Genomic DNA, 22,562 nt, shown 5'->3' with positions numbered 1-22,562 from the left:
GGTAATAAGAAGCAACCCCAAGCCGGTCATCTGTGACCCGTCACTCGCTACTCTTTGCGGCATGTACGGCTACGACCAGACCGCGGGCCAACAGCAGCAGCAGTACGCCCCGCCGCAGCAGCCGATGTCCGGCGGATACGGGCAGCAGCCGCCGCTGTACCCCGAGCCGTCCCCGCCCTCGCTCGCGGACGCGGTGCGCGCCTTCACCACCGGCCAGATGTCCGCCGAGGACTTCCAGCAGATCTTCGCGACCTCGAAGGTCTACTGCCCGCGCGGTGACAACCCCGGCTTCCTCGCGCTGCACAACACCCAGCAGCCGGTGATCCCCATGTTCACCGGGCTCAAGGAGCTGCGCCGGTACGCGGGCAAGGAGTCCAAGTACTTCGTGATCACCGGCGCGGAGGTGATCGACCTCCTGCCGACCGGCTACGGCTTCGTACTGGACATGGAGGGCGAGCATCGGATGGTCTTCGATGCGAAGGCCGTCGAACAGATGGTCGATTTCGCCATGCGTCGGATGTACGGCTGACCGTTGCCGCCACTGCCAGCCCGGAGGGAATGCCCTCCGGGCTTTCTGGGTTTGAGGTGGCAAGAAGTTCAACGCTCAACTAAAGTGGGCGTACCCGAGGAGGTACCGACATGCCTGCAGTGACCGTCGAGAACCCGTTGACGCTGCCCCGCGTATCCGCACCCGCCGACGCCGTCGCACGTCCCGTGCTCACCGTCACGACCGCGCCCGGCGGTTTCGAGGGCGAGGGCTTCCCGGTTCGCCGCGCGTTCGCCGGGATCAACTACCGCCATCTCGACCCGTTCATCATGATGGACCAGATGGGTGAGGTGGAGTACGCGCCCGGCGAGCCCAAGGGCACGCCCTGGCACCCGCACCGCGGCTTCGAGACCGTCACCTACATCATCGACGGGGTCTTCGACCACCAGGACTCCAACGGTGGCGGCGGCACCATCACCAACGGCGACACCCAGTGGATGACGGCGGGCTCCGGCCTGCTGCACATCGAGGCGCCGCCGGAGCAGCTGGTCATGTCGGGCGGGCTCTTCCACGGGCTCCAGCTGTGGGTGAACCTCCCGGCCAGGGACAAGATGATGGCGCCCAGGTACCAGGACATCCGCAGCGGCTCCGTCCAGCTGCTCACCTCCCCGGACGGCGGCGCGCTGATGCGCGTCATCGCCGGTGAGCTGGACGGCCACGAGGGCCCCGGCATCACGCACACGCCGATCACGATGGTCCACGCGACGCTCGCGCCCGGCGCCGAGGTCACCCTGCCCTGGCGGGAGGACTTCAACGGCCTGGCGTACGTGCTGGCCGGGCGCGGGTCGGTGGGCGCCGAGCGGCGGCCGGTCCACCTGGGGCAGACGGCCGTCTTCGGGGCCGGCGGCTCGCTGACCGTCCGCGCGGACGAGAAGCAGGACTCGCACACCCCCGACCTGGAGGTCGTGCTGCTCGGCGGGCAGCCGATCCGGGAACCGATGGCGCACTACGGGCCGTTCGTCATGAACACCCGTGAGGAACTCCAGCAGGCCTTCGACGACTTCCAGAAGGGCCGCCTGGGCACGGTCCCGGCGGTCCACGGGATGTCGGCGGCGGGGCCTGACGCCTGACGCCGGTCGCGGACTGACAGGACGTCACGCTGACGCCGTGTCACCCGGGCGGGCCGTCCGCGCAGGACAGCCCGCCCGGCGCGTGATCGGCTGGGGGCGTGCAGCTGCTTCCCGGTCCGGTCCGTCGGTTCGCCGCCTGGTGCGCCGTCATCCTGCTCGCCAGCGGTGTCGTCTACGTCGCGATCCGGCTCTGCGTCGAGTTCCGCACCGCGGTGACGCCGGCGCTGCTCGCGCTGCTGGGCACCGCCCTGCTCAGGCCGCTGCACCGGTGGCTGGTGAAGGCGCACGTGCAGCGGTCGCTGGCCGCCGGGCTCACCTGTGTCGCGGTCGTCGCCGTGGTCGGCGGGGCCGTGTACATCGTGGTGTCCGCGCTCATCGAGACCGGCGACCAGATCATCGCCTCGCTCCGGGACGCGGCCAAGGACATCGCCGACCACTTCGGGGCGGCCGGGACCTCGCTGGAGGACATGGCGTCCAACGCGCGTGAGCTGCTGGGCAAGTTCGGCGGCACGGCCGCCTCGGGGGTGGTCACCGGGATCAGCGTCGTCGGCGAGATGCTCGCCATGGCGGTGCTCGCCCTGCTGCTCGTCTTCTTCTTCCTGCGCGACTCCGACCGGGCCGTCGGCACGGTGCGGGCCATCGCCCCGCCCGGCGGCGCCGACATGGTCGAGGCGATGTCCCGGCGGGCCTTCGGGGCCGTCGAGGGCTTCATGCGGGGCACCACCCTCATCGCGCTCATCGACGCGGTCTGCATCACCGTCGGGCTGCTCGTCCTGCGCGTCCCCGGTGCCGTCGGGCTCGGCGCGCTGGTCTTCGTCGGCGCCTACATCCCCTACCTCGGCGCGTTCATCTCCGGAGCCGTCGCCGTGCTGGTCGCGCTGGCCGACCGGGGGTTCGTCATCGCGCTGTGGGCCCTCGGGGTGGTCCTGGCCGTGCAGGTGCTGGAGGGACACGTGCTCCAGCCGGTGATCCAGAGCCGGACCGTGCAGATGCACCCGGCGATCGTGCTGCTGGCGCTCACCGCGGGGGCGTCGGTGGCGGGCATCCTGGGAATGCTCCTGGCCGTTCCCCTCACCGCGGCGGCGTTCGGGGTCGTCCACGAGCTCCAGGCGCGTTACGCGGCATCGGGGTCGCCGGCGGGGCCGCGGCCGTCTCCGGGGCCGCCTTCCGGTCCTGCGGACTCGTAGACCTCGTACCAGATGCTCTTGCCCTCGCCGCGCGGGGCGACTCCCCACGCGTCCGCGAGCAGCTCGATCAGCATCAGGCCGCGTCCGGAGGACGCCATCTCCCCCGGTCGGCGCTTGTGCGGCAGGTCGTCGCCGCTGTCGGTGACCTCCACCCGGATCAGCCGCTCGCCCGGCTCGCCGACGACCTCGGCGACCAGCAGGGCGTCGGCGTCGGTGTGCACCAGGACGTTGGTCAGCATCTCGGAGAGCAGGAGCACCGCGGCGTCCCGCTGCTCCTCGTTCGGCCAGTCGTGCAGCAGGTCGCGCAGATGCTGCCGGGCGGTGGCGATCCGCGCGGGCTCGGCCTGCGCGACCGTCAGCATGGTGCGGCGCACCGAGGGCCTGGCCACGGTGCTGTCGCCGCAGCCGCAGCCCTCGCCCTGCCGGCACAGCAGCAACAGGGCGATGTCGTCCTCCCGCCGGTCGGCCAGCGGGCCGGTGGTGTGGTGCGAGGAGGGCCCGTGCACGGCCTGGACCAGTGCGTCGGCCAGCTCCTCCAGGCCCCCGTCGTGCTCCTCCAGGATCACGCGGAGGCGGTGCCAGCCGGTCTGCAGATCGTGGCCGCCGGTCTCCACCAGGCCGTCCGTGCACAGCATCAGGGTGTCCCCGGGTTCCAGGGCGAGCCGTGTGGTCGGGTAGTCGGAGTCCGGGTCGATGCCGAGGGGCAGTCCGCCCGCCGTGGCGAGGATCAGCGCCGTCCCGTCCGCCATGCGCACGACCGGGTCCAGATGCCCGGCGCGGGCGCTCTCCACCGTGCCGGTCGCGGGGTCGACCTCGGCGTAGTAGCAGGTCGCGAAGCGCATGTCCCCGGGGTCGTCGCCGGACTGGGCGAGACCGTGGAAGAAGTGGGAGGCGCGGGAGAGCACCGCGTCGGGACGGTGGCCCTCGGCGGCGTAGGCGCGCAGGGCGATGCGCAGCTGGCCCATCAGCCCGGCCGCGCGTACGTCGTGTCCCTGGACGTCGCCGATGACCAGGGCGAAGCGTCCCCCGGGCAACTCGATCATGTCGTACCAGTCGCCGCCGACCTGGAGGCCGCCGCCGGTGGGGACGTAGCGGGCGGCGACGCTCATGCCGGGGATCTCCGGGCCGAGCACGGGCAGCATGGTGCGCTGCAGCCCGTCGGTCAGCTCCCGCTGGGTCTCGGCGGCGCCGGCCCGGGTCAGGGCCTGCGCCAGCATCCTCGCCACGGTGGTCAGCACCGACCGTTCGTCCGGTGTGAACGCGACCGGGTAGGCGAAGGCCGCCATCCAGGCGCCCATCGGGCGGCCCGCCACGGTCAGCGGCAGGAAGGCCCAGGAACGGCGGCCGAAGCGCTCGGCGAGCGGCCAGGTGAGGGGGTAGCGGGACCGGTACCGCTCGGGGGAGGAGAGATAGACGGCGCGACCGGTGCGGACCGCCTCGGCGGCCGGGTAGTCGGTGTCCAGCGGCATGTTCACGAACGGGTTCATGTCGTTCTGCGGCTGTCCGTGGTGGCCGATGACCGTCAGGCGGTCGCCGGAGACCCCGAAGACCGCGAGCCCGTCCGGGGAGAATCCCGGCATCGACAACCCTGCCGCGACCCGCAGCACCTCCTCGGTGGACCGCGCCTCGGCCAGTGCCCGGCCCGCGTCCAGGAGGAACGCCTCCCGTGAGCGGCGCCAGTCACCGGTGACCGCGCTGCGCCCGGCGGGCGTGCCCGGCGTCGGCTCGGCGACCTCTTGGAGGGTGCCGGTCAGCTCGTAGGCCTTGCGCACGGGGTCGAAGGACGGCTTGGAGCGGCTGCGGACGATCCGGACGATGTGGCCCAGCTCGTCCATGATCCGGATCCGGACCTCGGCGAGGGTGCCCTCGGCGACGGCGAGCTGGACCACCCCGGTGATCTCGTTCCAGTCCACCGGATGCAGCCGGGCCCGCACCTGGGCCTCGGTGAGGCTCGCCCGTTCCGCGGGCAGCCCGAGCAGGCGGGCCGCCTCCGCGTCGACCGTGACCTCTCCCGTGGCGGTGTCCCAGTGCCACAGACCGGTCGCGAGAGCGGCAAGGACGTCCCCTACCTCGGGCAGGGGCTCACCAGTGCGCATTCATCCACTGTAGGAAGAGGTGATTGGAGACTGCCACCGGTCGCCCCCGGGCCCGCGCCGCGTCAATAGGGAGGAGGGCAGCTGTGCCCGGCCGGTACGCTGGGGGTTGTTTCACGCTGGGGTTGTTTCACGTGAAACGCGGAACACCATCCCCGATCCACGAAGGCTGGATGAACGACGATGCATCGGTACAGGTCCCACACCTGCGGCGAGCTCCGCTCCTCTGACGTCGGCACCGACGTCCGACTGAGTGGCTGGCTGCACAATCGGCGCGACCTGGGCGGCATCCTCTTCATCGATCTGCGCGATCACTACGGCATCACGCAGCTCGTCGCCCGTCCGGGCACCGAGGCCTACGAGGCGCTGGACAAACTGACCAAGGAGTCGACCGTTCGTGTCGACGGCAAGGTCGTCTCCCGGGGCGCCGACAACATCAACCCCGACCTGCCCACCGGTGAGGTCGAGGTCGAGGTGGGTGAGGTCGAGCTGCTCGGCGCCGCCCAGCCGCTGCCCTTCACCATCAACACCGAGGACGGGGTCAACGAGGAGCGGCGCCTGGAGTACCGCTTCCTGGACCTGCGCCGCGAGCGCATGCACCGCAACATCATGATGCGCACGGCGGTCATCTCGGCGATCCGTCACAAGATGGTGGCCCTCGGCTTCAACGAGATGGCGACGCCCATCCTCACCGCCACCTCCCCCGAGGGTGCCCGCGACTTCGTCGTGCCCTCCCGTCTGCACGCGGGCCGCTTCTACGCCCTGCCGCAGGCGCCGCAGCAGTTCAAGCAGCTGCTGATGATCTCCGGCTTCGACCGGTACTTCCAGATCGCGCCCTGCTTCCGCGACGAGGACGCCCGCGCCGACCGCTCGCCGGGCGAGTTCTACCAGCTCGACGTCGAGATGAGCTTCGTCGAGCAGGAGGACGTCTTCCAGCCGGTCGAGCGGCTGATGACGGAGCTGTTCACCGAGTTCGGCGGCGGCCGCGAGGTCACCTCCCCCTTCCCGCGGATCCCGTTCCGCGAGGCGATGCTGAAGTACGGCTCCGACAAGCCGGACCTGCGCGCCAAGCTGGAGCTCGTCGACATCACCGACATCTTCGCGGGCTCGGAGTTCAAGGCCTTCGCCGGCAAGCACGTCCGCGCACTGCCGGTGCCGGACGTCTCGGGCCAGCCCCGCAAGTTCTTCGACCAGCTCGGCGACTACGCCGTCTCGCAGGGCGCCAAGGGCCTGGCCTGGGTGCGCGTCGGCGAGGACGGCACGCTGACCGGTCCGATCGCGAAGTTCCTCACCGAGGAGAACGTCGCCGAGCTGACCAAGCGGCTCTCCCTGGCCCCCGGCCACGCGGTGTTCTTCGGCGCGGGCGAGTTCGACGAGGTCTCGAAGATCATGGGCGCGGTGCGGGTCGAGGCCGCCAAGCGCGCCGGGCACTTCGAGGAGAACGTCTTCCGGTTCTGCTGGATCGTCGACTTCCCGATGTACGAGAAGGACGAGGAGACGGGGAAGATCGACTTCTCCCACAACCCGTTCTCGATGCCGCAGGGCGGCATGGACGCCCTGGAGAACCAGGACCCGCTGGACATCCTGGCTTGGCAGTACGACATCGTCTGCAACGGCGTCGAGCTGTCCTCCGGCGCGATCCGGAACCACGAGCCGGACATCATGCTCAAGGCGTTCGCGATCGCCGGCTACGACGCCGAGACCGTCGAGCGCGAGTTCGCCGGCATGCTGCGCGCGCTCCGCTTCGGCGCCCCGCCGCACGGTGGCATCGCCCCCGGCGTCGACCGCATCGTCATGCTGCTCGCCGACGAGCCCAACATCCGCGAGACGATCGCCTTCCCGCTCAACGGCAACGCCCAGGACCTGATGATGGGCGCGCCGACCGAGCTGGACGAGACCCGGCTGAGGGAGCTGCACCTGACGGTGCGCAAGCCGCAGCCGAAGTAGTCCGCCGACGGCACGGCATGGGGCCCGGCACCGGATCGATCTCCGGTGCCGGGCCCTTCGTCGCCGTCACGCCTGGTCCTCGCTCCGGTAGAGCGGCAGGTTCTGGGTCGGGATGGTCCAGTCGGCGATGGTGACGTCCTCGCCGTAGACGAAGTCCTTGCGAGTGGCGTAGCGGGGGCCGTCGGGGGTGGTGTGGATGTCGGTGAGGACGGCGCCCTCGCCCTTACGAGGATCGAAGATCACGTAGACGGGGATGCCCATGAGGGGGTAGTCGCGCATCTTGGTGACCCAGTCGTTCTCCGGGTTGGACTGGGAGACCACTTCGATGGCGGCGATGAGCGCGCGAGGGTCGATCGAGCCCTGGACGCCCAGGTCCGCCCACGCGATCACCATGACGTCGGGATGACGCATGATGCCCTCGGGTTCGTCCTCCACATCAGGTGTGCCGGTATGGGCCAGCAACGCGTCCGGCAGCATCTTTTCCAGACGGCGGCTGATGTGCGCAGCTGTGACCTCGTGCGGCCCTCCGGGCGACATCATGTCGTGGACGATTCCTTCCTTGGTGATCTCGAACTTGCCGGGCAGCGTGTCGTCCATGGCCTGAACGAATTCCCGCATGGCCCGGTACAGGTGGGAAGCCCCCTGCTGCGCGTTGTCGGGTGCGATGGTCATGGCGCTCGCTCCTCGGCGTGTGTGCCCACGGGCTCGGGCAAGGATCGTCGAGTTCATGCTAGGCGTCCTCCGGGTGATCGGTTCGGCAGTCGCGGCAGCGGCCGGGATCCGGGGCCCGGAAGGGGCGGTCGCAGCCGTCGCAGGTCTGAAACGGGTGCCGGGGCTCGGGGGCCTGCGGGACGGGGGGCCGGAGCGGTGGTGGGGGCGGCAGCTGGGCGGTCAGGCGGTGGGCGAGGAAGGCGGCCGGCCGGATCAGGGGCTCGAGCGGCAGGTTCTCGGTCAGGGCGGGGCGTACGGCGGTGGGGCTGACCTCGCGTTCCAGCCAGGCGGCGACGCCCGGGGCGAGGTGTTCGGCGTCGGTGGCCGAGAGGAGGAGTCGGGGGTCGCGGCGGCGCAGGCCGGTGAGGACGTCGACGGCCGCCTGGAGGAGGGCGGGGGCGGTACAGGACGGCTGGGGGACGACGGGGAGGCGCTTGCGTGGCGGTGGGACGCTCCGACGGGGCGTTAAATGGCCGTCCGACGCACGACCCGAGGCAGCTTCGCATCCTTGAGCTGCGGTATGGCACCATCCGGGCGCAGGCCCTCCCGCCAGGGGAGTCGCTGGCCTTCATCGAGCAACTTCTGGGAGACACATGATCCGCAAGGCCCTCGCCGGGGACGCCTCTGAACTGGCGTGGTTCAAGAGCAGTTATAGCGACGGACCCCGACGGCGACTCCTGCGTCGAGGCGGCGACCACCCCCGGCACCGTCCACGTCCGTGACTCCAAGTACCGCGACGCGAGCCCACGCCTCGCGCTGGCGGCGCAGGCGTGGGCGGGCTTCCTGGCGTACGCGTCCGGGAGCTGAAGAGCTGCCGTAGTCCTACCGCGCCACGAACTGGGTCAGGATCGCCTGGACCTCGTAGATGTCGACGCCCTTGGTGAAGGTCTTCTGGATGGGGGCCTGGGAGCCGGAGAGCCAGATCTTCAGCTCGGCGTCGAGGTCGAAGGTACCGGCCGTCTCGACCGCGAAGTGCGTGATGCTGCGGTACGGGATCGAGTGGTACTCCGTCTTCTTGCCGGTGATGCCCTGCTTGTCGACCAGGATCAGCCGCCGGTCGGTGAACAGGATGGTGTCGCGGATCAGCAGGTACGCGGCGTGGATCTGCTCGCCGTGGCCGAGCAGACGCGCGTACTCCTGCTGCGCCTGGGCCGGGTCGATGCTGTGTGCGTTGCCGAACAGTGCCATGGATGATCCCCCCACGTGAGCTGGCTGCTCGTCCGATACTCGCAAAGCGCGGGGCCCGGGAGAAGGTCTGCCCCTCCCGGGCCCCGTGCTGCAGCGAGCGCGTTACGCGGTCGGCTTCTCCTCGAGACGGGGGAAGAGCACCGCGCCCTTGGTGACCGTCGAACCGGCCGGCAGCCGGCCCCAGTCGCCCGCCTCCTGGACCTTCTGGTCCGCGAGGCGGCCGAGGGACGCCTCGGCGCCGAGCGAGTCCCAGAGCTTCTGGGAGGTGTCCGGCATGATCGGGTTGAGGAGGACCGCCACCGCGCGGAGGGACTCCGCGGCCGTGTAGAGGATCGTCGCCAGGCGGGCCTTGCCCTCCGGCGACTCGTCCTTGGCGACCTTCCAGGGCTCCTGCTCGGTGATGTAGCCGTTGACCTGCTTCACGAAGTCGAAGACGGCCAGGATGCCGCCCTGGAAGTCCAGCTCCTCGCCGATCTTCCGGTCGGCCTCCGTGACGGCCTTGGCCAGGCCGTCGTGGATCGCCTTCTCCGCGTCCCCGTCGGCCTCGGAGGCCGGCAGCTCGCCGCCGAAGTACTTGCCGACCATGGCCGCCACGCGGGAGGCGAGGTTGCCGTAGTCGTTGGCCAGCTCGCTGGTGTAGCGGGCGGAGAAGTCCTCCCAGGAGAACGAGCCGTCCTGGCCGAACGCGATCGCGCGCAGGAAGTACCAGCGGTACGCGTCGACACCGAAGTGCGAGGTCAGGTCCTGCGGCTTGATGCCGGTCAGGTTGGACTTGCTCATCTTCTCGCCGCCGACCATCAGCCAGCCGTTCGCGGCGATCTTCCCGGGCAGCGGGAGGCCCTGGGCCATCAGCATCGCCGGCCAGATGATCGCGTGGAAGCGGAGGATGTCCTTGCCGACCAGGTGCACGTCGGCGGGGAACGTCGACTCGAACTTCTCCGGGTTCTCGTTGTAGCCGACCGCCGTGGCGTAGTTCAGCAGGGCGTCGATCCACACGTAGATGACGTGCTTGTCGTCCCAGGGGACCGGCACGCCCCAGTCGAAGGTCGAGCGGGAGATGGAGAGGTCCTGCAGGCCCTGGCGGACGAAGTTCACGACCTCGTTGCGCGCGGACTCGGGCTGGATGAAGCCCGGGTTGGCCTCGTAGTGGGCGAGCAGCTTCTCGCTGTACTCGCTCAGCTTGAAGAAGTAGTTCTCCTCGCTGAGGATCTCCACCGGCTTCTTGTGGATCGGGCACAGCTTCTGGCCCGCGTACTCGCCCTCGCCGTCGAGCAGCTCGCCGGGGAGCTTGTACTCCTCGCAGCCCACGCAGTACGGGCCCTCGTAGCCGCCCTTGTAGATCTCGTCCTTGTCGTACAGGTCCTGCACGAACTCCTGGACGCGGTCGGTGTGCCGCTTCTGCGTGGTGCGGATGAAGTCGTCGTTCGCGATGTCGAGGTGCTCCCACAGGGGCTTCCAGGCCTCGGTGACGAGCTTGTCGGCCCAGGCCTGCGGGGTGACCCCGTTCGCCTCGGCCGTGCGCATGATCTTCTGACCGTGCTCGTCCGTGCCGGTGAGGTACCACACCTTCTCGCCGCGCTGGCGGTGCCAGCGGGTGAGCACGTCGCCTGCGACGGTCGTATAGGCGTGGCCCAGGTGAGGAGCGTCGTTGACGTAGTAGATGGGGGTCGAGACGTAGAACGCCTTCGCCCCCTGCTTCTCGTTTCCAGTGGCCGCCATGGGCGAAATCCTACTGGTCCGGTGGGGATGGGCTCACACGTGTTTCGGGGGGCGGACAGGGGTGACCTCCCCTGTCCGCCGCCCGTCGGGCGGTTCCGGTGCCCTGGTGTCCTACGGGCGCCAGGTGGCCAGTACGCCTTCGTATAGCTCCTTGTCGGTGAGTTCCTTGGGGGTCTCGCCGGCGAGGAAGTGGGACGCGTTGCCCGTCTTGAGCTTGCGGAGGTAGTCGAAGGCCTTGTTCTCCGGGTCACCGAAGGCGACGAAGGAGAAGTGGACGTTCGGGTGCTCGGCCGCCGCCTTGGCGAGGGACTGGGTGGCCGGGGTCTTGGCGTCGGGGGCGCCGTCGGTCTGGAAGACCACCAGGGCGGGGCTGCCGGGGGGCTCTTCCTTGGTGTGGTGGGCGAGGACGGCTTCCACGGCGGCGTGGTAGCTGGTGCGGCCCATGCGGCCGAGCGCTGCGTGCAGCTCGTCGATCTTGTTCTCGTGGTCGGTGAGGGTCAGCTCGCCGGTGCCGTCCACCTCCGTGGAGAAGAACGTGACGTGGACCGTCGCCTCGGGGTCCAGGTGCGCGGCGAGCGCGAGGGTCTGCTCGGCGAGGGCCTGGGCGGAGCCGTCCTTGTAGTACGGGCGCATGGAGGCGGAGCGGTCGAGTACGAGGTGGACGCTGGCGCGGGTGCCGGTGAGGTCGTGCTTCTTCAGGGCGGTGCCGGCGGCCTTGTAGGCGGTGGCGAGGCCGGGGGCGCGGGAGCGGAGGTGGGCGGCGGTTGTTGCCGGTTTTGCGGGCTCGGTGGGTGCGGGTGCGGGTGCGGGTGCCTGCGGCTCGGGGGTCGGCTCGGCCTCGGCTTCGCCTTCGGCCCCTGTGTTCCCACCCGCACCGCCCGTGCTGGTTTCGTCGTCGGGTGCGGGTGGCCCCTGTGGGGTCTGCTCGCCGTCGGCGGCCGCGGGTTCCGGCTCCGGCTCCGGCTCCGCCTTCGCCTCCGGCTCCGGCTCGGGCTCCGCCTTCGCCTCCGGCTCCGGCTCGGGCTCCGCCTTCGCCTCCGGTTCCGGCTCGGGCTCCGCCTTCGCCTCCGGTTCCGGCTTCGCCTTCGCCTCCGGCTCGGGGGTGGTCGGGGGCTGGTCGGCCGTGAGCTCGTCCGGGGAATCCGTCGGTTTCGGGACCGTGATGTTGGCGAAGGCGGCCTTGACGAGTTCGTGCTCGTCGGAGGAGGTCGTGGTCGAGGTCGAGGTCTCCGTGCGGGGCTCGGGGACCTGGGTCGCCGGCTTCGGGGTGGGGTCGGTGGCCTCCGCCTGGTCCGGGAGCTCGGTCGGCTCCGGGGGCGCGGTGGGCTGGGACGGGAGCTTCGGCTCCGGCGCGGTGGCCGGCGGTGCCGTCTCCTGCGTCGCACCCTCCGCCTGGGCGGCCCGTTCTTTGCGTGACCGGCCGAACACGTTCCGCAGAGAGGTGAGAATGCCCATGTGCGCAACCCTTCGCGTGAGTTGATGCCCGTCAATCCCTGGCCAGGACGGACACGTAAGGTTAGCGGCCCTGGATTGTGATCTTGTGCAGGGTCTGCCATGAAACCCCTGGCGCGTCAAGGTGGGATCGAGCCGCCGCGGCAATTCCCTTCCCGCTTCCGGGGATTCACCCGCCGTTCACCGCGGCGCCCGTCTCCCGCACGTATGTGCACCTACGGTCGCGCTGATACCAAGGGCGTCCAGGGATTCTCAAGGGGAGAACACAGTGCGCAAGCTGCTGCCGTTGATCGGAACACCGTCCGGCTCGCATCCCGGCGGCCGGTCCGCCATGACCTGCCGTTTCCGGTGTGGTGACGCCTGCTTCCACGAGGTGCCCAACACCAGCTCCAACGAGTACGTCGGCGACGTGATCGCCGGTGCGCTCAGCCGCCGTTCCATGATGCGCGCCGCGGCCGTCGTCACCGTCGCCGCGGCGGGTGCCGGGGCCGTGGGTGTGGCCGGGGCGCCGTCGGCGCAGGCCGCGCCGGTGGCCGGGAGGGGACACGGGGGCGGGCACGGGAAACCGTCGAAATCGCGGGGCGCGCGCGGGCTGCGGTTCACGCCCGTCGCGCCCAACACCGACGACGTCGTCACCGTCCCGGAGGGTTACCGGCAGGACGTCGTGATCCGTTGGGGTGAACCCATTCTGCGCGGGGCGCCCGCCTTCGACCCGGAGAAGCAGACCGCCGAGGCGCAGGCGGGGCAGTTCGGGTACAACAACGACTTCCTCGCGCTGCTGCCGCTGCGCGGTGAGCACGGCCGGCAGGTTCTCGTCGCCAACCACGAGTACACCGACGAGATGCTCATGTTCCGCGGCTACGACCCCGACAACCCGACCCGTGAGCAGGTCGAGATCGCCTGGGCCGCGCACGGCCTGTCCGCCGTGGTGGTCGAGGAGGAGCGCCGGAGCGGGAAGCTGACGCCCGTCACGCGGCACCGCCTGAACCGGCGCGTCACCGCGACCACCGAGTTCCGGCTGACCGGCCCGGCCGCCGGGTCCGACCTGGTGAAGACCTCCGCCGACCGGTCCGGCCGGAAGGTGCTCGGCACCCTCAACAACTGCTCCGGCGGCACCACCCCGTGGGGCACGACGCTGCACGGCGAGGAGAACTTCAACCAGTACTTCGCCAACAGCAGCCGGGCGACGGACAAGCGGTACGGGATCGGCACCGGCGCCACCGAGCGCAAGTGGGAGCGGTTCGACAAGCGCTTCGACGTCGCCCAGGAGCCGAACGAGGTGCACCGCTTCGGGTACGTCGTCGAACTGGACCCGTACGACCCGGAGTCCACCCCGCGCAAGCACACGCTGCTCGGCCGCTTCAAGCACGAGGCCGCGACCGTGCGGCTCACCCACGACGGGCGCCCGGTCGTCTACACCGGCGACGACGAGCGGTTCGACTACTTCTACAAGTTCGTCGGCAGCAAGCGGATGCGGCACGGCAACAGCCGCTGGGCGCGCGAGCACAACCTGTCGCTGCTCGACGAGGGCACCCTCTACGTCGCCAAGCTCAGCGGCGACTCCCCGGCGATCGAGATCGACGGCACGGGCAAGCTGCCGCGCGACGGCGAGTTCGACGGCAGTGGCCGCTGGATCCCGCTGGTCACCGCCACCGAGGACGGCGCCGTCTCGCACGTCGACGGCATGAGCGCCGAGGAGGTCTGCGTCTTCACGCGGCTCGCCGGTGACAAGGTCGGCGCGACGAAGATGGACCGGCCCGAGGACATCGAGCCCTCGCCGACGACCGGCAAGGTGTACGTCGCGCTCACCAACAACTCCAACCGCGGCAAGGCCGGTTACGCCGGCCCCGACGAGGCCAACCCGCGCAACAGCAACAAGCACGGGCACGTCCTGGAGCTGACCGAGCGCTGGAACCGGGCCGACGCCACCGCCTTCGCCTGGTCGCTGTTCCTCGTCGCCGGTGACCCGGAGGACCCGGCGACGTACTTCGCGGGCTTCCCGAAGGACCGGGTCAGCCCGATCTCCTGCCCCGACAACGTCGCCTTCGACGACCACGGCAACCTGTGGCTGTCCACCGACGGCAACGCGCTCGGCACCCACGACGGCCTCTTCGGCGTCGCGACCAAGGGCGACCGGCGCGGTGAGCTGAAGCAGTTCCTGACCGTGCCGAACGGCGCGGAGACCTGCGGCCCGCTCATCCAGGACCGGCGCGTGCTGGTCGCCGTGCAGCACCCGGGCGAGATCGACGGCGCCTCCGTGGAGGAGCCGGCCAGCACCTGGCCCGACGGGCCCGGGACGCTCGTGCGTCCGGCGGTCGTCGCCGTGTGGCGCGCGGACGGCCGCGACATCGGCGTCTGAGCGCCCGCCGCGTCGTCCGGGGCCGGTGTCAGCCGGCCCTGTGCAGCGTGAGGTCGACGACCAGCGCGCGGTGGTCGGTGTCGGCCAGGTCCAGGAACCGGGCGCGGTGTGCGGTGAAGTCCTCCGACACCAGGACGTGGTCGATCTGCACGCCGAACGCCGGGGCGGTCCGGGCCGGCCAGGTGGCCGTCCGGTCGGCCCCGGCCAGCCGGGCCGCGTCGCGCAGCCCCGTGTCGAGGATGCGGCGGAAGGCGGCGTGGTCCTGGGAGGCGTTGAAGTCGCCGGCGAGGATGCTGGGGGCCCCGCTGCCCTCGGTTTCGGCGGCGGCGTCGCGCAGTGCGCCCAGCTCCTCGCGCCACAGGCCGACCTGGTCCGGCAGCGGCGGCATCGGGTGGGCGAGCTGGAGCCGTACGGGGTTGCCGCGCACGTCGGCGACGGCGCCCGGCATGCCCATGGTGCCGGGGACGCCGGGGGTGGCCTTCAGCGGGAACGCGCTCAGGATGACGGACCCCTCGGAGCCGCCGCCCTCGACGGCCTGCCGGTGGGGGTAGTCGGCGGCGAGGTCGCGCCGCAGCGCCGCGTCGCACGTGTACTCGCACTCCTGTACGAACACGATGTCGGGCTGCTCGCGCCGCACGGCGGAGACCAGCTCGCCGGTGCCCTGCCCGAACTCGACGTTCGAGGTCAGCACCCGCAGCTCGGCGACGGGCAGCCCGACGGGGTCGCCCGTCCTGCCGTACGGCTCGATGAACCACGCCAGCAGCCCGAGCAGCGCCACCCCCCACACCGCGCCGGTCCACCACCGGGCGAGCAGCGTCAGCAGCAGCCCGGCGCCCGTCGGCACGAGCAGCCAGGGCAGGAAGGCGAGCAGCTGCGGTACGGGTGTGACGCCGTCGCTGTCGGCGAGGCGGCAGCCGACGACCACGCTCACCACGGCGAACAGCAGCCCCGCGCACCAGGCCCCGAACCGCCGTCCGGCGCGGCGGGCGGCCGGCCGCTCCCGCGAGTCCGTCCACTGGCCGGTCGCCGTGTCGGTGTCCGTGTTCAAGTCCCGGCCCTTCGCTCGCGGGTGCGGTGGCTTCCTGTGCGATGCCCGAATCCTCCGTCTAAGACGGACGCCGGGGGCCGAAAGTTGCGCACAGGGTGCCCTAGGGGGTGTCGTTTGGATCCTGCCGGGGTCGCGGGGCCTGGCACGCACATCTGCGGCGTTGTCGTCGGTTGCCAGGGCTCCGCCCTGTCGCCCTCCTCCGCCTTGCAGCTGCACGCACCAGACCCCGCTCGGGCCGGTTGCACGGCACCGTTGCCTGGAGCCGACCTGATCCAAACGACACCCCCTACGCCTCCGCGTGGAACTCCCGGACCACCTCGATGCGCCCCACGATGTGCCGGTTGAACTCCGCCAGCTCCTCCGCCGGAACCCACAGCTCCAGGATGGTCTCGCCGCCGGCCCGGCGTACCGGGTAGCGCTCCAGGAAGTCGGCGTCGACCTCGAACCGCGTGACGTAGCCCGAGCCGGACGCGGGGACGTTCCAGTCGCGGGCGATGCGGGCGGCGTAGTCCTCGTTGAGCACGGGGTAGAAGATCGGCTGCTCGGGCAGGCGGGGCGGCCAGGCGATCCAGTCGGAGGCCTCGACCAGCGCCAGCTCCTCGGGGCCGGTGGGGCGCCACAGGGTCGTCGTCTTGGACATGGTCGGTGACCCTAGCCTCCGGGTCGGAAGCCCGGCCAAGGTATTACCCGCCGCCGGGCGCCCGCGGATCCAGCCGGTGACGGGTTCCCGACCGGGCGGCTCAGAGCCGGGCCCGCGGCCGCCGGGGCGGTGCCGGGTCGACGGCGGTCCCCGCCGGTGCCCGGCGCCGGCGCAGCAGATGTCCGTACCGGCCCGTGAGCCAGGAGGCCAGGGCGACCGTGAGGCCCAGGGCGACCAGGAGCCAGGAGGCCGTGCGCAGGGTGTCGGTGAGGGCGTCGTAGACGGCGCCCGCGGCTGGTCCGTCCACCGCGCCGTCCACCGCGCCGGGGAGTTCGGCGACGGTGAACCGGCGGCCGACCACGACGGCGAGGGCGAGCAGCGCCCCACCGAGGGCGGTGCCGATCCCGGCGGCCGTGACCGCGCGACGGCGGCAGGCGGCGACGGCGATGCCGGTGACCGCGAAGACGACGGCCGCGAGCGGCAGCCACACGGCGGCGACGTCGAGCACGTGGTAGCCCTTCCTGAGCCGGTCCACCTCGTGGGCCGGGAGCACGGTGACCGCGGTGTGCCGGACCGGGATGCGCCGCGCGAACGGCACGTTGTCGTCGGCGAGCCGGTCCTTGACGCGGGCGGTGACGGGGGCCAGGTCGACGGTGACCGCGCGTCCGCGCGACCGTTCGTCCCGCAGGGCGCGCAGTACGGCGTCGTGGACGGTGCGGTTGGCCGCGTCCCAGCCCTCGCGGAAGGCCTCGGTCCGGGTGAAGGACCGTGCAGCGTCCCGCACGAAGAGCCGCACGGTGCCGCTCACGGGGCCGGCCGCGACCTGGTCCACGACCCCGTCGCCCACCGTGTCGCCCACCGCGTCGGCGACCGCGTCCCGTACGTCCGGATCGTCGGCGAGCGGCGACATGGCGGCGACGTACCGTCCGGTGTCGGCCGGCCCGAGCACCGCCCAGCCCGCCAGCGTGCCGCACGGCGCGAGCAGGCAGGCGAGGGCGATCAGGACGGCCGACAGGGCGTTCCGGTGACGTGGGGACACCCTTCCAGGCAAGGCCCCGGCAGCGGCACGGGCGACCGGCGTGACTGCATATGGCCCCCCACGACGAGCCGAACGGGCGCCCCGCCCGGACCGGAGGGCCGCGGACGAGTGGCCGCCCGTCCCGGCGCTCCGGCCTCCCGGACGTGCGGACGTGCGGTGCGTCAGGTGACCCGGTGGCCCTTCGCGTCCTCGTGGGTGTAGTAGCGGTAGAACAACGTGGCGAACACCGCCGCCGCGAGCAGCAGGGACACGACGACGCAGGTGAACATGGCCACGCCGCTCTGCGCGTACAGGAACCCCAGCGCACTGCCCGCGAACGCGGCCCACAGGACCGCGTGGCCTTCGCGCGGCAGCCGCCGGGCCACCGCACGGACCACGGCGAAGAGCACGACGAACGCGAGCACGGTCATGAAGCCGAACAGCAGGTTCCAGCCGGTGATGGGGCCGCCGTGGCGGTTGATGGACGCGGCCCAGTAGCCGTAGACCAGCCCGATCGTGACGGGCACCGCCCACTTCGCCACCTTGTGGGCCCGCTCGCCGAAGACATCGGGCGTCGTCGTACGGCCGCGCGCGCCCGTCCCGGGGGACGTTCCGGTGGATGTTCCGCGTGCCGGTACCGCGTGAGCCATGGCGCACTCCTCTCGACTCGCCCCCGTCTACCAGGGCACACCTGGGCGGGCCGACCGGCAAGTCAGGATGCGGGCCGCGGGGGCACGTGTTTCGCTGAGCCCCGTGTTCAGTCGCGACCGCGAGCCGGTGCGCGGCCGGTGGCGGCTGCTCGGCCGACTCGTCCAGGCCGCCGGCCGGGGCGACGTCGTGTCCCGGCACGAACTGCTCAGTGTCCGCGGGCACAGCGTGGCCTGGCTGTTCCCGTTGCTGCTGCTCGTCGGTATCGCGGCGGCCGACATCTCCACCGGCGCGTTCCACATAATCTCCTGGACGGTGCTCGTGCCCGGTGTCGCCGCGGCGATCTGCGGGGTGCGGGCCACGGCCCTGTACGCGGTGGCCGCCGTCGTCGTGTACGTCCTCGCCGACACCACCTGGCAGCATCGCGAGCAGACCGGGCTGCCCGGCCTGATCCTCGTCACCCTCGGCGGATCGATCGCCGTGCTGGCCGCCGCGCTCCGGGTCGGCGGCGAGCAGCGCATGCTGCACATGCGGGACATCGCCGAGACCACCCGCCGTACCGTGCTGCGCCCGCTCCCGGTGGGCTTCGGCGGCCTCGACCACGCCGCCGTCTACCTCTCCTCGGACACCGAGGCCCGCGTCGGCGGCGACTTCTACGACATCCAGCCCGGCCCGCACGGCACCCGCGTCCTCGTCGGCGACGTGCAGGGCAAGGGCCTGGGCGCGGTGGAGGCGGCGGCCGCGCTGCTCGGCACCTTCCGTGAGGTCGGCTACCACGAGCCGGACCTCGCGACGGTCGCCGAGCGTCTGGAGACCCGCATGCGGCGCCACCGCGCGCACACCGCGGCCCTCGGCCGGTCCGACGGCGACCGCTTCGCCACCGCCGTCCTGATCGGCTTCTCCGAGGACCTGCCCGACGCCGTGGACGCCGTCTTCTTCGGCCACGAACCCCCGCTGGCGGCCGGCCCCGAGGGCGTGCGGCCCCTCGCGGACGCCGGCGGGCTGCCGCTCGGCATGGGCGACCTGACGTCCGGCCCGTCGGTGTCGGTGCGCCGGCTGGCCCTCGCCGCGGACGAGACGCTCCTCGTGGTCACCGACGGGGTGACCGAGGCCCGCGATGCCCAGGGGTGCTTCTACCGGCACGCCGAGAACGTCGTCCGCGCGGTCGCCGCCGATCCGTCGAACGCGGCGCCGCCGAAGCTGGTGGCGCTCGTCCGGGACGGCACGCTGCGGCACTGCCGGGGACGGCTGACCGACGACACCACGGTCTTCGCGGTACGGCGGACCGGCCGGCCGCCGGAGTGGCCCTAGACAGGGCTCAGGTGCCCCGCTTTGCAGCCGCAGCGGTTACGGTGCTGCCGTACGTGATCGACAGGGGGAGGGGACATGCCCGGAACCGTGCTGCTGCTCGCGGCGTCGCCCGTGGGCAGGGGGTGCCTGGTGGACGCCGCCTCCGTGCTTCCCGTGCTCGCGGCCGTGCCGCCCGCCGTGCTCTCCGGCACCGACACCGCGAACGTCGTCGAGCTCGCCGACCCGCTGGAGCCGCAGGCCGTCCTCACCCGGCTGCGCGCCGCCGCGGCGGCCCCCGGACCACTCACCGTCTACGTCGCCGGCCAGCTCCAGCTGGACCGGCGTCAGCGCCTGCCGCACCTGGCGCTGGCCCGTACGACACCGGCGACCGTCCGCTACACCGCCCTGCCCTGGCACTGGATCCGCGAGGAACTGCGGCTGCGGCCGAGCGGCGCGACGACGCTGCTGCTCGACCTGCACGCCGACCAGGAGACCTGGCAGTGGCTGCGGGCCAGCCCGCTGGACTGCGGGCGCAACAACGCCGTTTACGGTCGCATCGCGCCGCCGCCCGCCAGACGGACGGTGGCGGCCCCGTCGTACATGCGGGCCGTCGCGACGATCCTGCGCAGCGGGCACCGGCCGCCACCTGACCAGCTGCACCAGCAGGCGCTGACCCGCGCCGCGGCCGATGCCGCGGGCAGTGGCGCGGCGGCCGGCGCCGACCTGGTGCTGACCGCGCCGGGGCCGGAGGCGGGCGACCCGCACGCCGTCATCGCCGCCGCCGTGCAGTCCGGGCGGCACGCGGACGCCGACGCGCTCGCCGCCCGGCACGAGCGGGCCGCCGCCCACGCCCACGGGCCCGCTTCCGAGGACGCGCTGCACTGGACGGAGGTCCGCGCCGACCTGGCGATGTTCGCGGGGGACCCGGTGCGCAGCTGCCGGGCCTGGCTGACGGTGGCCGAGGCCCGGCTGGGCGCCGGCCAGCCGCCACAGGCGCCGGCGGTGGAGGCGGCCGTCGACCGGGCCCACCACCAGTGGGGGCAGGTCCGTGACGCCGGGCCGGCCCGGGAGCTGGGCGGGGCGCTCGCCGCGTTGCGGGGGCGGGTGCCCGGGCGGCGCGAGGGCGCGCTGGACCATGTGCGGCGGGAGCTGAGCCGGTTGCAGGTCCAGGGCTGACGCCCCCGGATCCCGCGGGCCGGGTGTGCGCGCCCGCGTGCGCGTCACGACAGCGGCGTACGGACCCTCCCCTGTGCGCAACAGGGGTGTCATGATGGTGAGTTATGGCTGAGGGGGACGGAGTGGTGACGCGCGGTATCCGCATCCGGCTGGACGGGACCGCGAGCGAGAGTGACATCGACGCCCTGCACAAATGGCTCGAACGGGAGAAACCGCTCGCCGATCTGGCACGGACCGACCAACTGCGCATCGACGAACGGAGCCGGACCGACGAGGCGGGCGCCCCGATGGGCGTCGGCATGGACATCGTGGTGGCGGTGATCGGGGGCGCCGCGGGCGCGATGTTCCAAGGAGTGGTGGACCAGGTCAGACGATCCGTGGAGGCCTGGCGGGCCAACCGCCGGGAGGTGGAGGACGGCGAGCCGCCCGAGGCGCGCGTCGAACCGGTGCGTCCCGACGACAGGTAGGCGGCCGGTGACCGGTTACGACCCGCGGGGGAAGGCGAACCGGGCGCTGTTGGTCGGAGTGTCCGAGTACGACCACACGGAGCCGCCGGACGGTGTGCCCGGCGACCTTCCGGCGGTCAAGCACAACCTGAACCGGCTGGAGGAGGCGCTTCGGCACGGCGGTGTGTTCGGTGAGCGGGAGATCACGGTGTGCCGCTCTCCCGACCAGGGCACCTTCGACCAGGAGCTGTGGAAGGCCGCCAATGAGGCCGACGGCGTCCTGCTGCTGTACTTCGCCGGGCACGGGGCGATCCCGAACGCGGGCGACGAGCTGTTCCTGCAGATGCGCAAGGCACGCGTGGTCGCGGGCGGGCACGCGGTCTTCCCCGGCGCGGAGCAGTTCAGCGTCGCGCAGGCGATGCTCGCCGCCAGTCCGGCCCGGCGGATCGTGGTCGTCCTCGACTGCTGCTTCGCCGGCAACGCCGCCTGGATCCGCCCGGAGCCCCGCGACAAACGGCGGCTGCTGCTGTTGATGAGCGTGCAGGCCAACCACCGCATCGACGCGGGCGGTCCCGACACCCCGACGCCGTTCACCGCCGAACTCGCGAAGCTGCTTGAGGCGGACGGCGACGTGTCGTTCCGCGCGCTCGTGCACGACCTGCGGTCCCGGATGTCCGCGGCGGGTCACCGGACGGTGCGCGGTGATGTCTGGGAGCCGGAGAGTCGCGCCGAGCCAGGGGTGGACGTACTCCTCGCCGCCCGGCCGAGGGCCGCTCGTCCGCCCGTACCGCCGCCCCCGCCACCGCCGCCCCCGCCGCCCGGGCCGCCCATCGTCCGCCCTCTCCGGGCGGCTCTGGCCGCGCTGCTGGGCGGGGTGGGCGCAGCCGGGCGTGCGCTGGTCCGTCGCATCCCTGACTCCGAGAGGCTCCGGGCGGTACGGGAGGCGGTGAGACGTTGGTACGAGCGGTGGCGGCGGCCGGTCACCTGGGCGGCGGTGCTGCTGGTTCTGGTCGGCGCCGCGGGCATCGGCGTCCTCCAGCTCGCCGGCCGGACCGGCGGCCCCTCCTCCTGCGCCCCGCCCCTGGAGCTGCGCGTGCTCACCGACCCCGACCTGGAGCCGACGGTCCGGGCCGCCGCCGACGCGTATCTGACGTCGGAGGCGAACACCACCGGCGACGGCTGCCGGCGCAGCGGCGTCACCGTCTACAGCGCGGGCGCCGCCGACGCGGTCACCGCCCTGCGCAAGCAGACCGGCGCCTGGCAGGAACCCCGCGAGGCCGACACCAACCCGCAGCGCGACGTCGGTCCGCAGCCCGACGTCTGGATACCCGGCTCACCCGCCGACGCCGCCCGGGTCGCCGCCGGGCAGGACACCGACGCCGTGGCCGAACTCGACCCCGACCAGGAGCCCTTCGCGTACTCCCCGGTCGTGCTCGCCGTCCCGCAGGACATCGCCGCCGACGGACTCGACGACCGCACCGGGCCCCCGCTCACCCGGATGATCGACGACCTGCGCGCCCGGCACGCGGACGCCGCGGTGCGCCGTCCCGACCCGGAGTTCACCGACACCGGGCTGCTGGCCACGATCGCCCTGTACGGCACCCCGGGCGCGGCCGGCGCCCGTGACCCCCGCCGTGCCGAGGACCGGGTCGCCCAGTCCGGGCCGCCCGCCCCGACCGCCGCCGAGCTGCTGTGCGCGCTGCCCGACGACGACGCCGTCGACAACCGCACCGCGGCCCTCGTCCCCGAGTTCCTCCTGAAGAGCGGCGTCGGCTGCGACAGCGCGCGCCGCACCCCGCGCATGGCCCAGTACCCGGGCGACGTACCGGGTCTGGAACCCCTCTTCGTCCGCGTCCGCTGGCAGGGCGCCGACCGCGACGCGGCCGACCGGGACCGCGAGGCGGACGCCTTCCGGGAGTGGCTCACCGGCGAGGGCGGCAGGGCGGCCTTCGCCCGGGACGGCTTCCGCTCGGCCACCGGCGACCGCGCCCTGCTGGACCCCACCGAGGTCGCCGAAGGGGTG

Annotated in this window: 17 protein-coding genes and 4 pseudogenes; 11 read left to right on the top strand and 10 right to left on the bottom strand. The window is 72.3% G+C overall.

Annotated features, from left to right (window positions below; translation table 11 throughout):
• Positions 1-61: 61 nt before the first annotated feature.
• The 3 genes from RI578_RS19440 (at position 62) to RI578_RS19430 (ending at position 2,804) form a co-directional block, all read left to right on the top strand.
• Positions 62-529 (top strand): SseB family protein, encoded by a 468-nt coding sequence (locus tag RI578_RS19440; RefSeq protein WP_107477858.1) that lies wholly within the window; start codon positions 62-64, stop codon positions 527-529.
• 110 nt (positions 530-639) lie between these two features.
• A complete protein-coding gene (locus RI578_RS19435; protein WP_310872256.1) occupies positions 640-1,617 on the top strand; it encodes a pirin family protein in 978 nt (325 codons plus the stop codon).
• Positions 1,618-1,715: 98 nt separating this feature from the next.
• Positions 1,716-2,804: an AI-2E family transporter gene (locus tag RI578_RS19430; RefSeq protein WP_310872255.1), complete on the top strand. Its 1,089-nt coding sequence runs from the start codon at positions 1,716-1,718 to the stop codon at positions 2,802-2,804.
• Here RI578_RS19430 and RI578_RS19425 read toward each other — a convergent pair.
• Positions 2,732-4,900 carry a SpoIIE family protein phosphatase gene (locus RI578_RS19425; RefSeq protein ID WP_310872254.1) on the bottom strand — a complete coding sequence of 723 codons (2,169 nt, stop codon included), beginning with the start codon at positions 4,898-4,900 and terminating at the stop codon, positions 2,732-2,734. The genes RI578_RS19430 and RI578_RS19425 overlap by 73 nt on opposite strands.
• A 180-nt stretch (positions 4,901-5,080) precedes the next feature.
• On the opposite strand from RI578_RS19425, the gene aspS reads away from it, so the two are divergent.
• Positions 5,081-6,844: an aspartate--tRNA ligase gene (aspS, locus tag RI578_RS19420; protein WP_310872253.1), complete on the top strand. Its 1,764-nt coding sequence runs from the start codon at positions 5,081-5,083 to the stop codon at positions 6,842-6,844.
• Positions 6,845-6,910: 66 nt separating this feature from the next.
• Here the strand turns inward: aspS and RI578_RS19415 are convergent, their stop codons facing one another.
• Entirely contained in the window at positions 6,911-7,516 is a 606-nt protein-coding gene (locus tag RI578_RS19415) for a Uma2 family endonuclease (RefSeq protein ID WP_310872252.1), read from the bottom strand.
• Between the two features lie 58 nt (positions 7,517-7,574).
• Positions 7,575-8,009: pseudogene (locus RI578_RS19410) on the bottom strand (helix-turn-helix domain-containing protein); the annotation flags it as partial.
• On the opposite strand from RI578_RS19410, the pseudogene RI578_RS19405 reads away from it, so the two are divergent.
• Together RI578_RS19405 and RI578_RS19400 are read left to right on the top strand one after the other, a co-directional pair.
• Positions 7,997-8,152, top strand: a pseudogene (locus RI578_RS19405) (transcriptional regulator); the annotation flags it as partial. The pseudogenes RI578_RS19410 and RI578_RS19405 overlap by 13 nt on opposite strands.
• Positions 8,149-8,362: pseudogene (locus RI578_RS19400) on the top strand (DUF397 domain-containing protein). The pseudogenes RI578_RS19405 and RI578_RS19400, both read left to right, overlap by 4 nt.
• 15 nt (positions 8,363-8,377) lie before the next feature.
• Here the strand turns inward: RI578_RS19400 and RI578_RS19395 are convergent.
• The 3 genes from RI578_RS19395 to RI578_RS19385 form a co-directional block, all read right to left on the bottom strand.
• Complete coding sequence (locus RI578_RS19395) at positions 8,378-8,743, bottom strand: PH domain-containing protein (RefSeq protein ID WP_121748100.1); 366 nt, start codon at positions 8,741-8,743, stop codon at positions 8,378-8,380.
• A 102-nt stretch (positions 8,744-8,845) separates the two neighbouring features.
• Positions 8,846-10,462, bottom strand: a complete 1,617-nt coding sequence (gene metG, locus RI578_RS19390) for a methionine--tRNA ligase (RefSeq protein WP_310872251.1) — start codon at positions 10,460-10,462, stop codon at positions 8,846-8,848.
• 111 nt (positions 10,463-10,573) lie between these two features.
• Positions 10,574-11,917, bottom strand: a complete 1,344-nt coding sequence (locus RI578_RS19385) for a VWA domain-containing protein (protein ID WP_310872250.1) — start codon at positions 11,915-11,917, stop codon at positions 10,574-10,576.
• 265 nt (positions 11,918-12,182) lie between these two features.
• On the opposite strand from RI578_RS19385, the gene RI578_RS19380 reads away from it, so the two are divergent.
• Positions 12,183-14,273, top strand: coding sequence for a PhoX family protein (locus tag RI578_RS19380; protein WP_310872249.1), 2,091 nt, complete (start codon positions 12,183-12,185; stop codon positions 14,271-14,273).
• Between the two features lie 28 nt (positions 14,274-14,301).
• Here the strand turns inward: RI578_RS19380 and RI578_RS19375 are convergent, their stop codons facing one another.
• The 4 genes from RI578_RS19375 to RI578_RS19360 all read right to left on the bottom strand — a co-directional run bounded on the left by RI578_RS19375 (position 14,302) and on the right by RI578_RS19360 (position 17,629).
• Positions 14,302-15,321 carry an endonuclease/exonuclease/phosphatase family protein gene (locus RI578_RS19375; RefSeq protein ID WP_310872248.1) on the bottom strand — a complete coding sequence of 340 codons (1,020 nt, stop codon included), beginning with the start codon at positions 15,319-15,321 and terminating at the stop codon, positions 14,302-14,304.
• A 286-nt stretch (positions 15,322-15,607) separates the two neighbouring features.
• Positions 15,608-15,961, bottom strand: coding sequence for an ADP-ribosylation/crystallin J1 (locus RI578_RS19370; RefSeq protein ID WP_310872247.1), 354 nt, complete (start codon positions 15,959-15,961; stop codon positions 15,608-15,610).
• 100 nt (positions 15,962-16,061) lie between these two features.
• On the bottom strand, positions 16,062-17,000 hold the full coding sequence (locus RI578_RS19365) for a hypothetical protein (RefSeq protein WP_310872246.1): 939 nt from the start codon (positions 16,998-17,000) through the stop codon (positions 16,062-16,064).
• A 161-nt stretch (positions 17,001-17,161) separates the two neighbouring features.
• Positions 17,162-17,629, bottom strand: coding sequence for a hypothetical protein (locus RI578_RS19360; RefSeq protein ID WP_310872245.1), 468 nt, complete (start codon positions 17,627-17,629; stop codon positions 17,162-17,164).
• A 67-nt stretch (positions 17,630-17,696) separates the two neighbouring features.
• On the opposite strand from RI578_RS19360, the gene RI578_RS19355 reads away from it, so the two are divergent.
• The 4 genes and pseudogenes from RI578_RS19355 to RI578_RS42705 all read left to right on the top strand — a co-directional run.
• Complete coding sequence (locus RI578_RS19355) at positions 17,697-18,938, top strand: PP2C family protein-serine/threonine phosphatase (protein ID WP_310875811.1); 1,242 nt, start codon at positions 17,697-17,699, stop codon at positions 18,936-18,938.
• Between the two features lie 75 nt (positions 18,939-19,013).
• The gene (locus tag RI578_RS19350) at positions 19,014-20,093 is read left to right on the top strand and encodes a hypothetical protein (RefSeq protein WP_310872244.1); all 1,080 of its coding nucleotides are present in this window, start codon (positions 19,014-19,016) and stop codon (positions 20,091-20,093) included.
• Positions 20,094-20,197: 104 nt separating this feature from the next.
• Positions 20,198-20,560: a hypothetical protein gene (locus tag RI578_RS19345; protein ID WP_310872243.1), complete on the top strand. Its 363-nt coding sequence runs from the start codon at positions 20,198-20,200 to the stop codon at positions 20,558-20,560.
• Between the two features lie 7 nt (positions 20,561-20,567).
• Positions 20,568-22,448 (top strand): annotated as a pseudogene (locus tag RI578_RS42705) (caspase family protein); the annotation flags it as partial.
• Positions 22,449-22,562 lie beyond the last annotated feature (114 nt).

The organism is Streptomyces sp. BB1-1-1 (genome assembly GCF_031597775.1).
Classification (GTDB): Bacteria; Actinomycetota; Actinomycetes; order Streptomycetales; family Streptomycetaceae; genus Streptomyces; species Streptomyces thinghirensis.
Note: the sequence above shows the minus strand (reverse complement) of the source record. Positions and strands in the feature narration are given on the sequence as shown.

What these genes read in the sequence shown, in the direction of transcription:
- RI578_RS19440 (WP_107477858.1), top strand. Translation starts at nt 62, where the DNA reads ATGTACGGCTACGACCAGACCGCGGGCCAACAGCAGCAGCAGTACGCC.
- RI578_RS19435 (WP_310872256.1), top strand. Translation starts at nt 640, where the DNA reads ATGCCTGCAGTGACCGTCGAGAACCCGTTGACGCTGCCCCGCGTATCC.
- RI578_RS19350 (WP_310872244.1), top strand. Translation starts at nt 19,014, where the DNA reads ATGCCCGGAACCGTGCTGCTGCTCGCGGCGTCGCCCGTGGGCAGGGGG.
- RI578_RS19415 (WP_310872252.1), bottom strand. Translation starts at nt 7,516, where the DNA reads ATGACCATCGCACCCGACAACGCGCAGCAGGGGGCTTCCCACCTGTAC.
- RI578_RS19370 (WP_310872247.1), bottom strand. Translation starts at nt 15,961, where the DNA reads ATGTCCAAGACGACGACCCTGTGGCGCCCCACCGGCCCCGAGGAGCTG.
- RI578_RS19360 (WP_310872245.1), bottom strand. Translation starts at nt 17,629, where the DNA reads ATGGCTCACGCGGTACCGGCACGCGGAACATCCACCGGAACGTCCCCC.
- RI578_RS19385 (WP_310872250.1), bottom strand. Translation starts at nt 11,917, where the DNA reads ATGGGCATTCTCACCTCTCTGCGGAACGTGTTCGGCCGGTCACGCAAA.
- RI578_RS19425 (WP_310872254.1), bottom strand. Translation starts at nt 4,900, where the DNA reads ATGCGCACTGGTGAGCCCCTGCCCGAGGTAGGGGACGTCCTTGCCGCT.
- metG (WP_310872251.1), bottom strand. Translation starts at nt 10,462, where the DNA reads ATGGCGGCCACTGGAAACGAGAAGCAGGGGGCGAAGGCGTTCTACGTC.
- RI578_RS19345 (WP_310872243.1), top strand. Translation starts at nt 20,198, where the DNA reads ATGGCTGAGGGGGACGGAGTGGTGACGCGCGGTATCCGCATCCGGCTG.
- aspS (WP_310872253.1), top strand. Translation starts at nt 5,081, where the DNA reads ATGCATCGGTACAGGTCCCACACCTGCGGCGAGCTCCGCTCCTCTGAC.
- RI578_RS19395 (WP_121748100.1), bottom strand. Translation starts at nt 8,743, where the DNA reads ATGGCACTGTTCGGCAACGCACACAGCATCGACCCGGCCCAGGCGCAG.
- RI578_RS19355 (WP_310875811.1), top strand. Translation starts at nt 17,697, where the DNA reads ATGCGGGCCGCGGGGGCACGTGTTTCGCTGAGCCCCGTGTTCAGTCGC.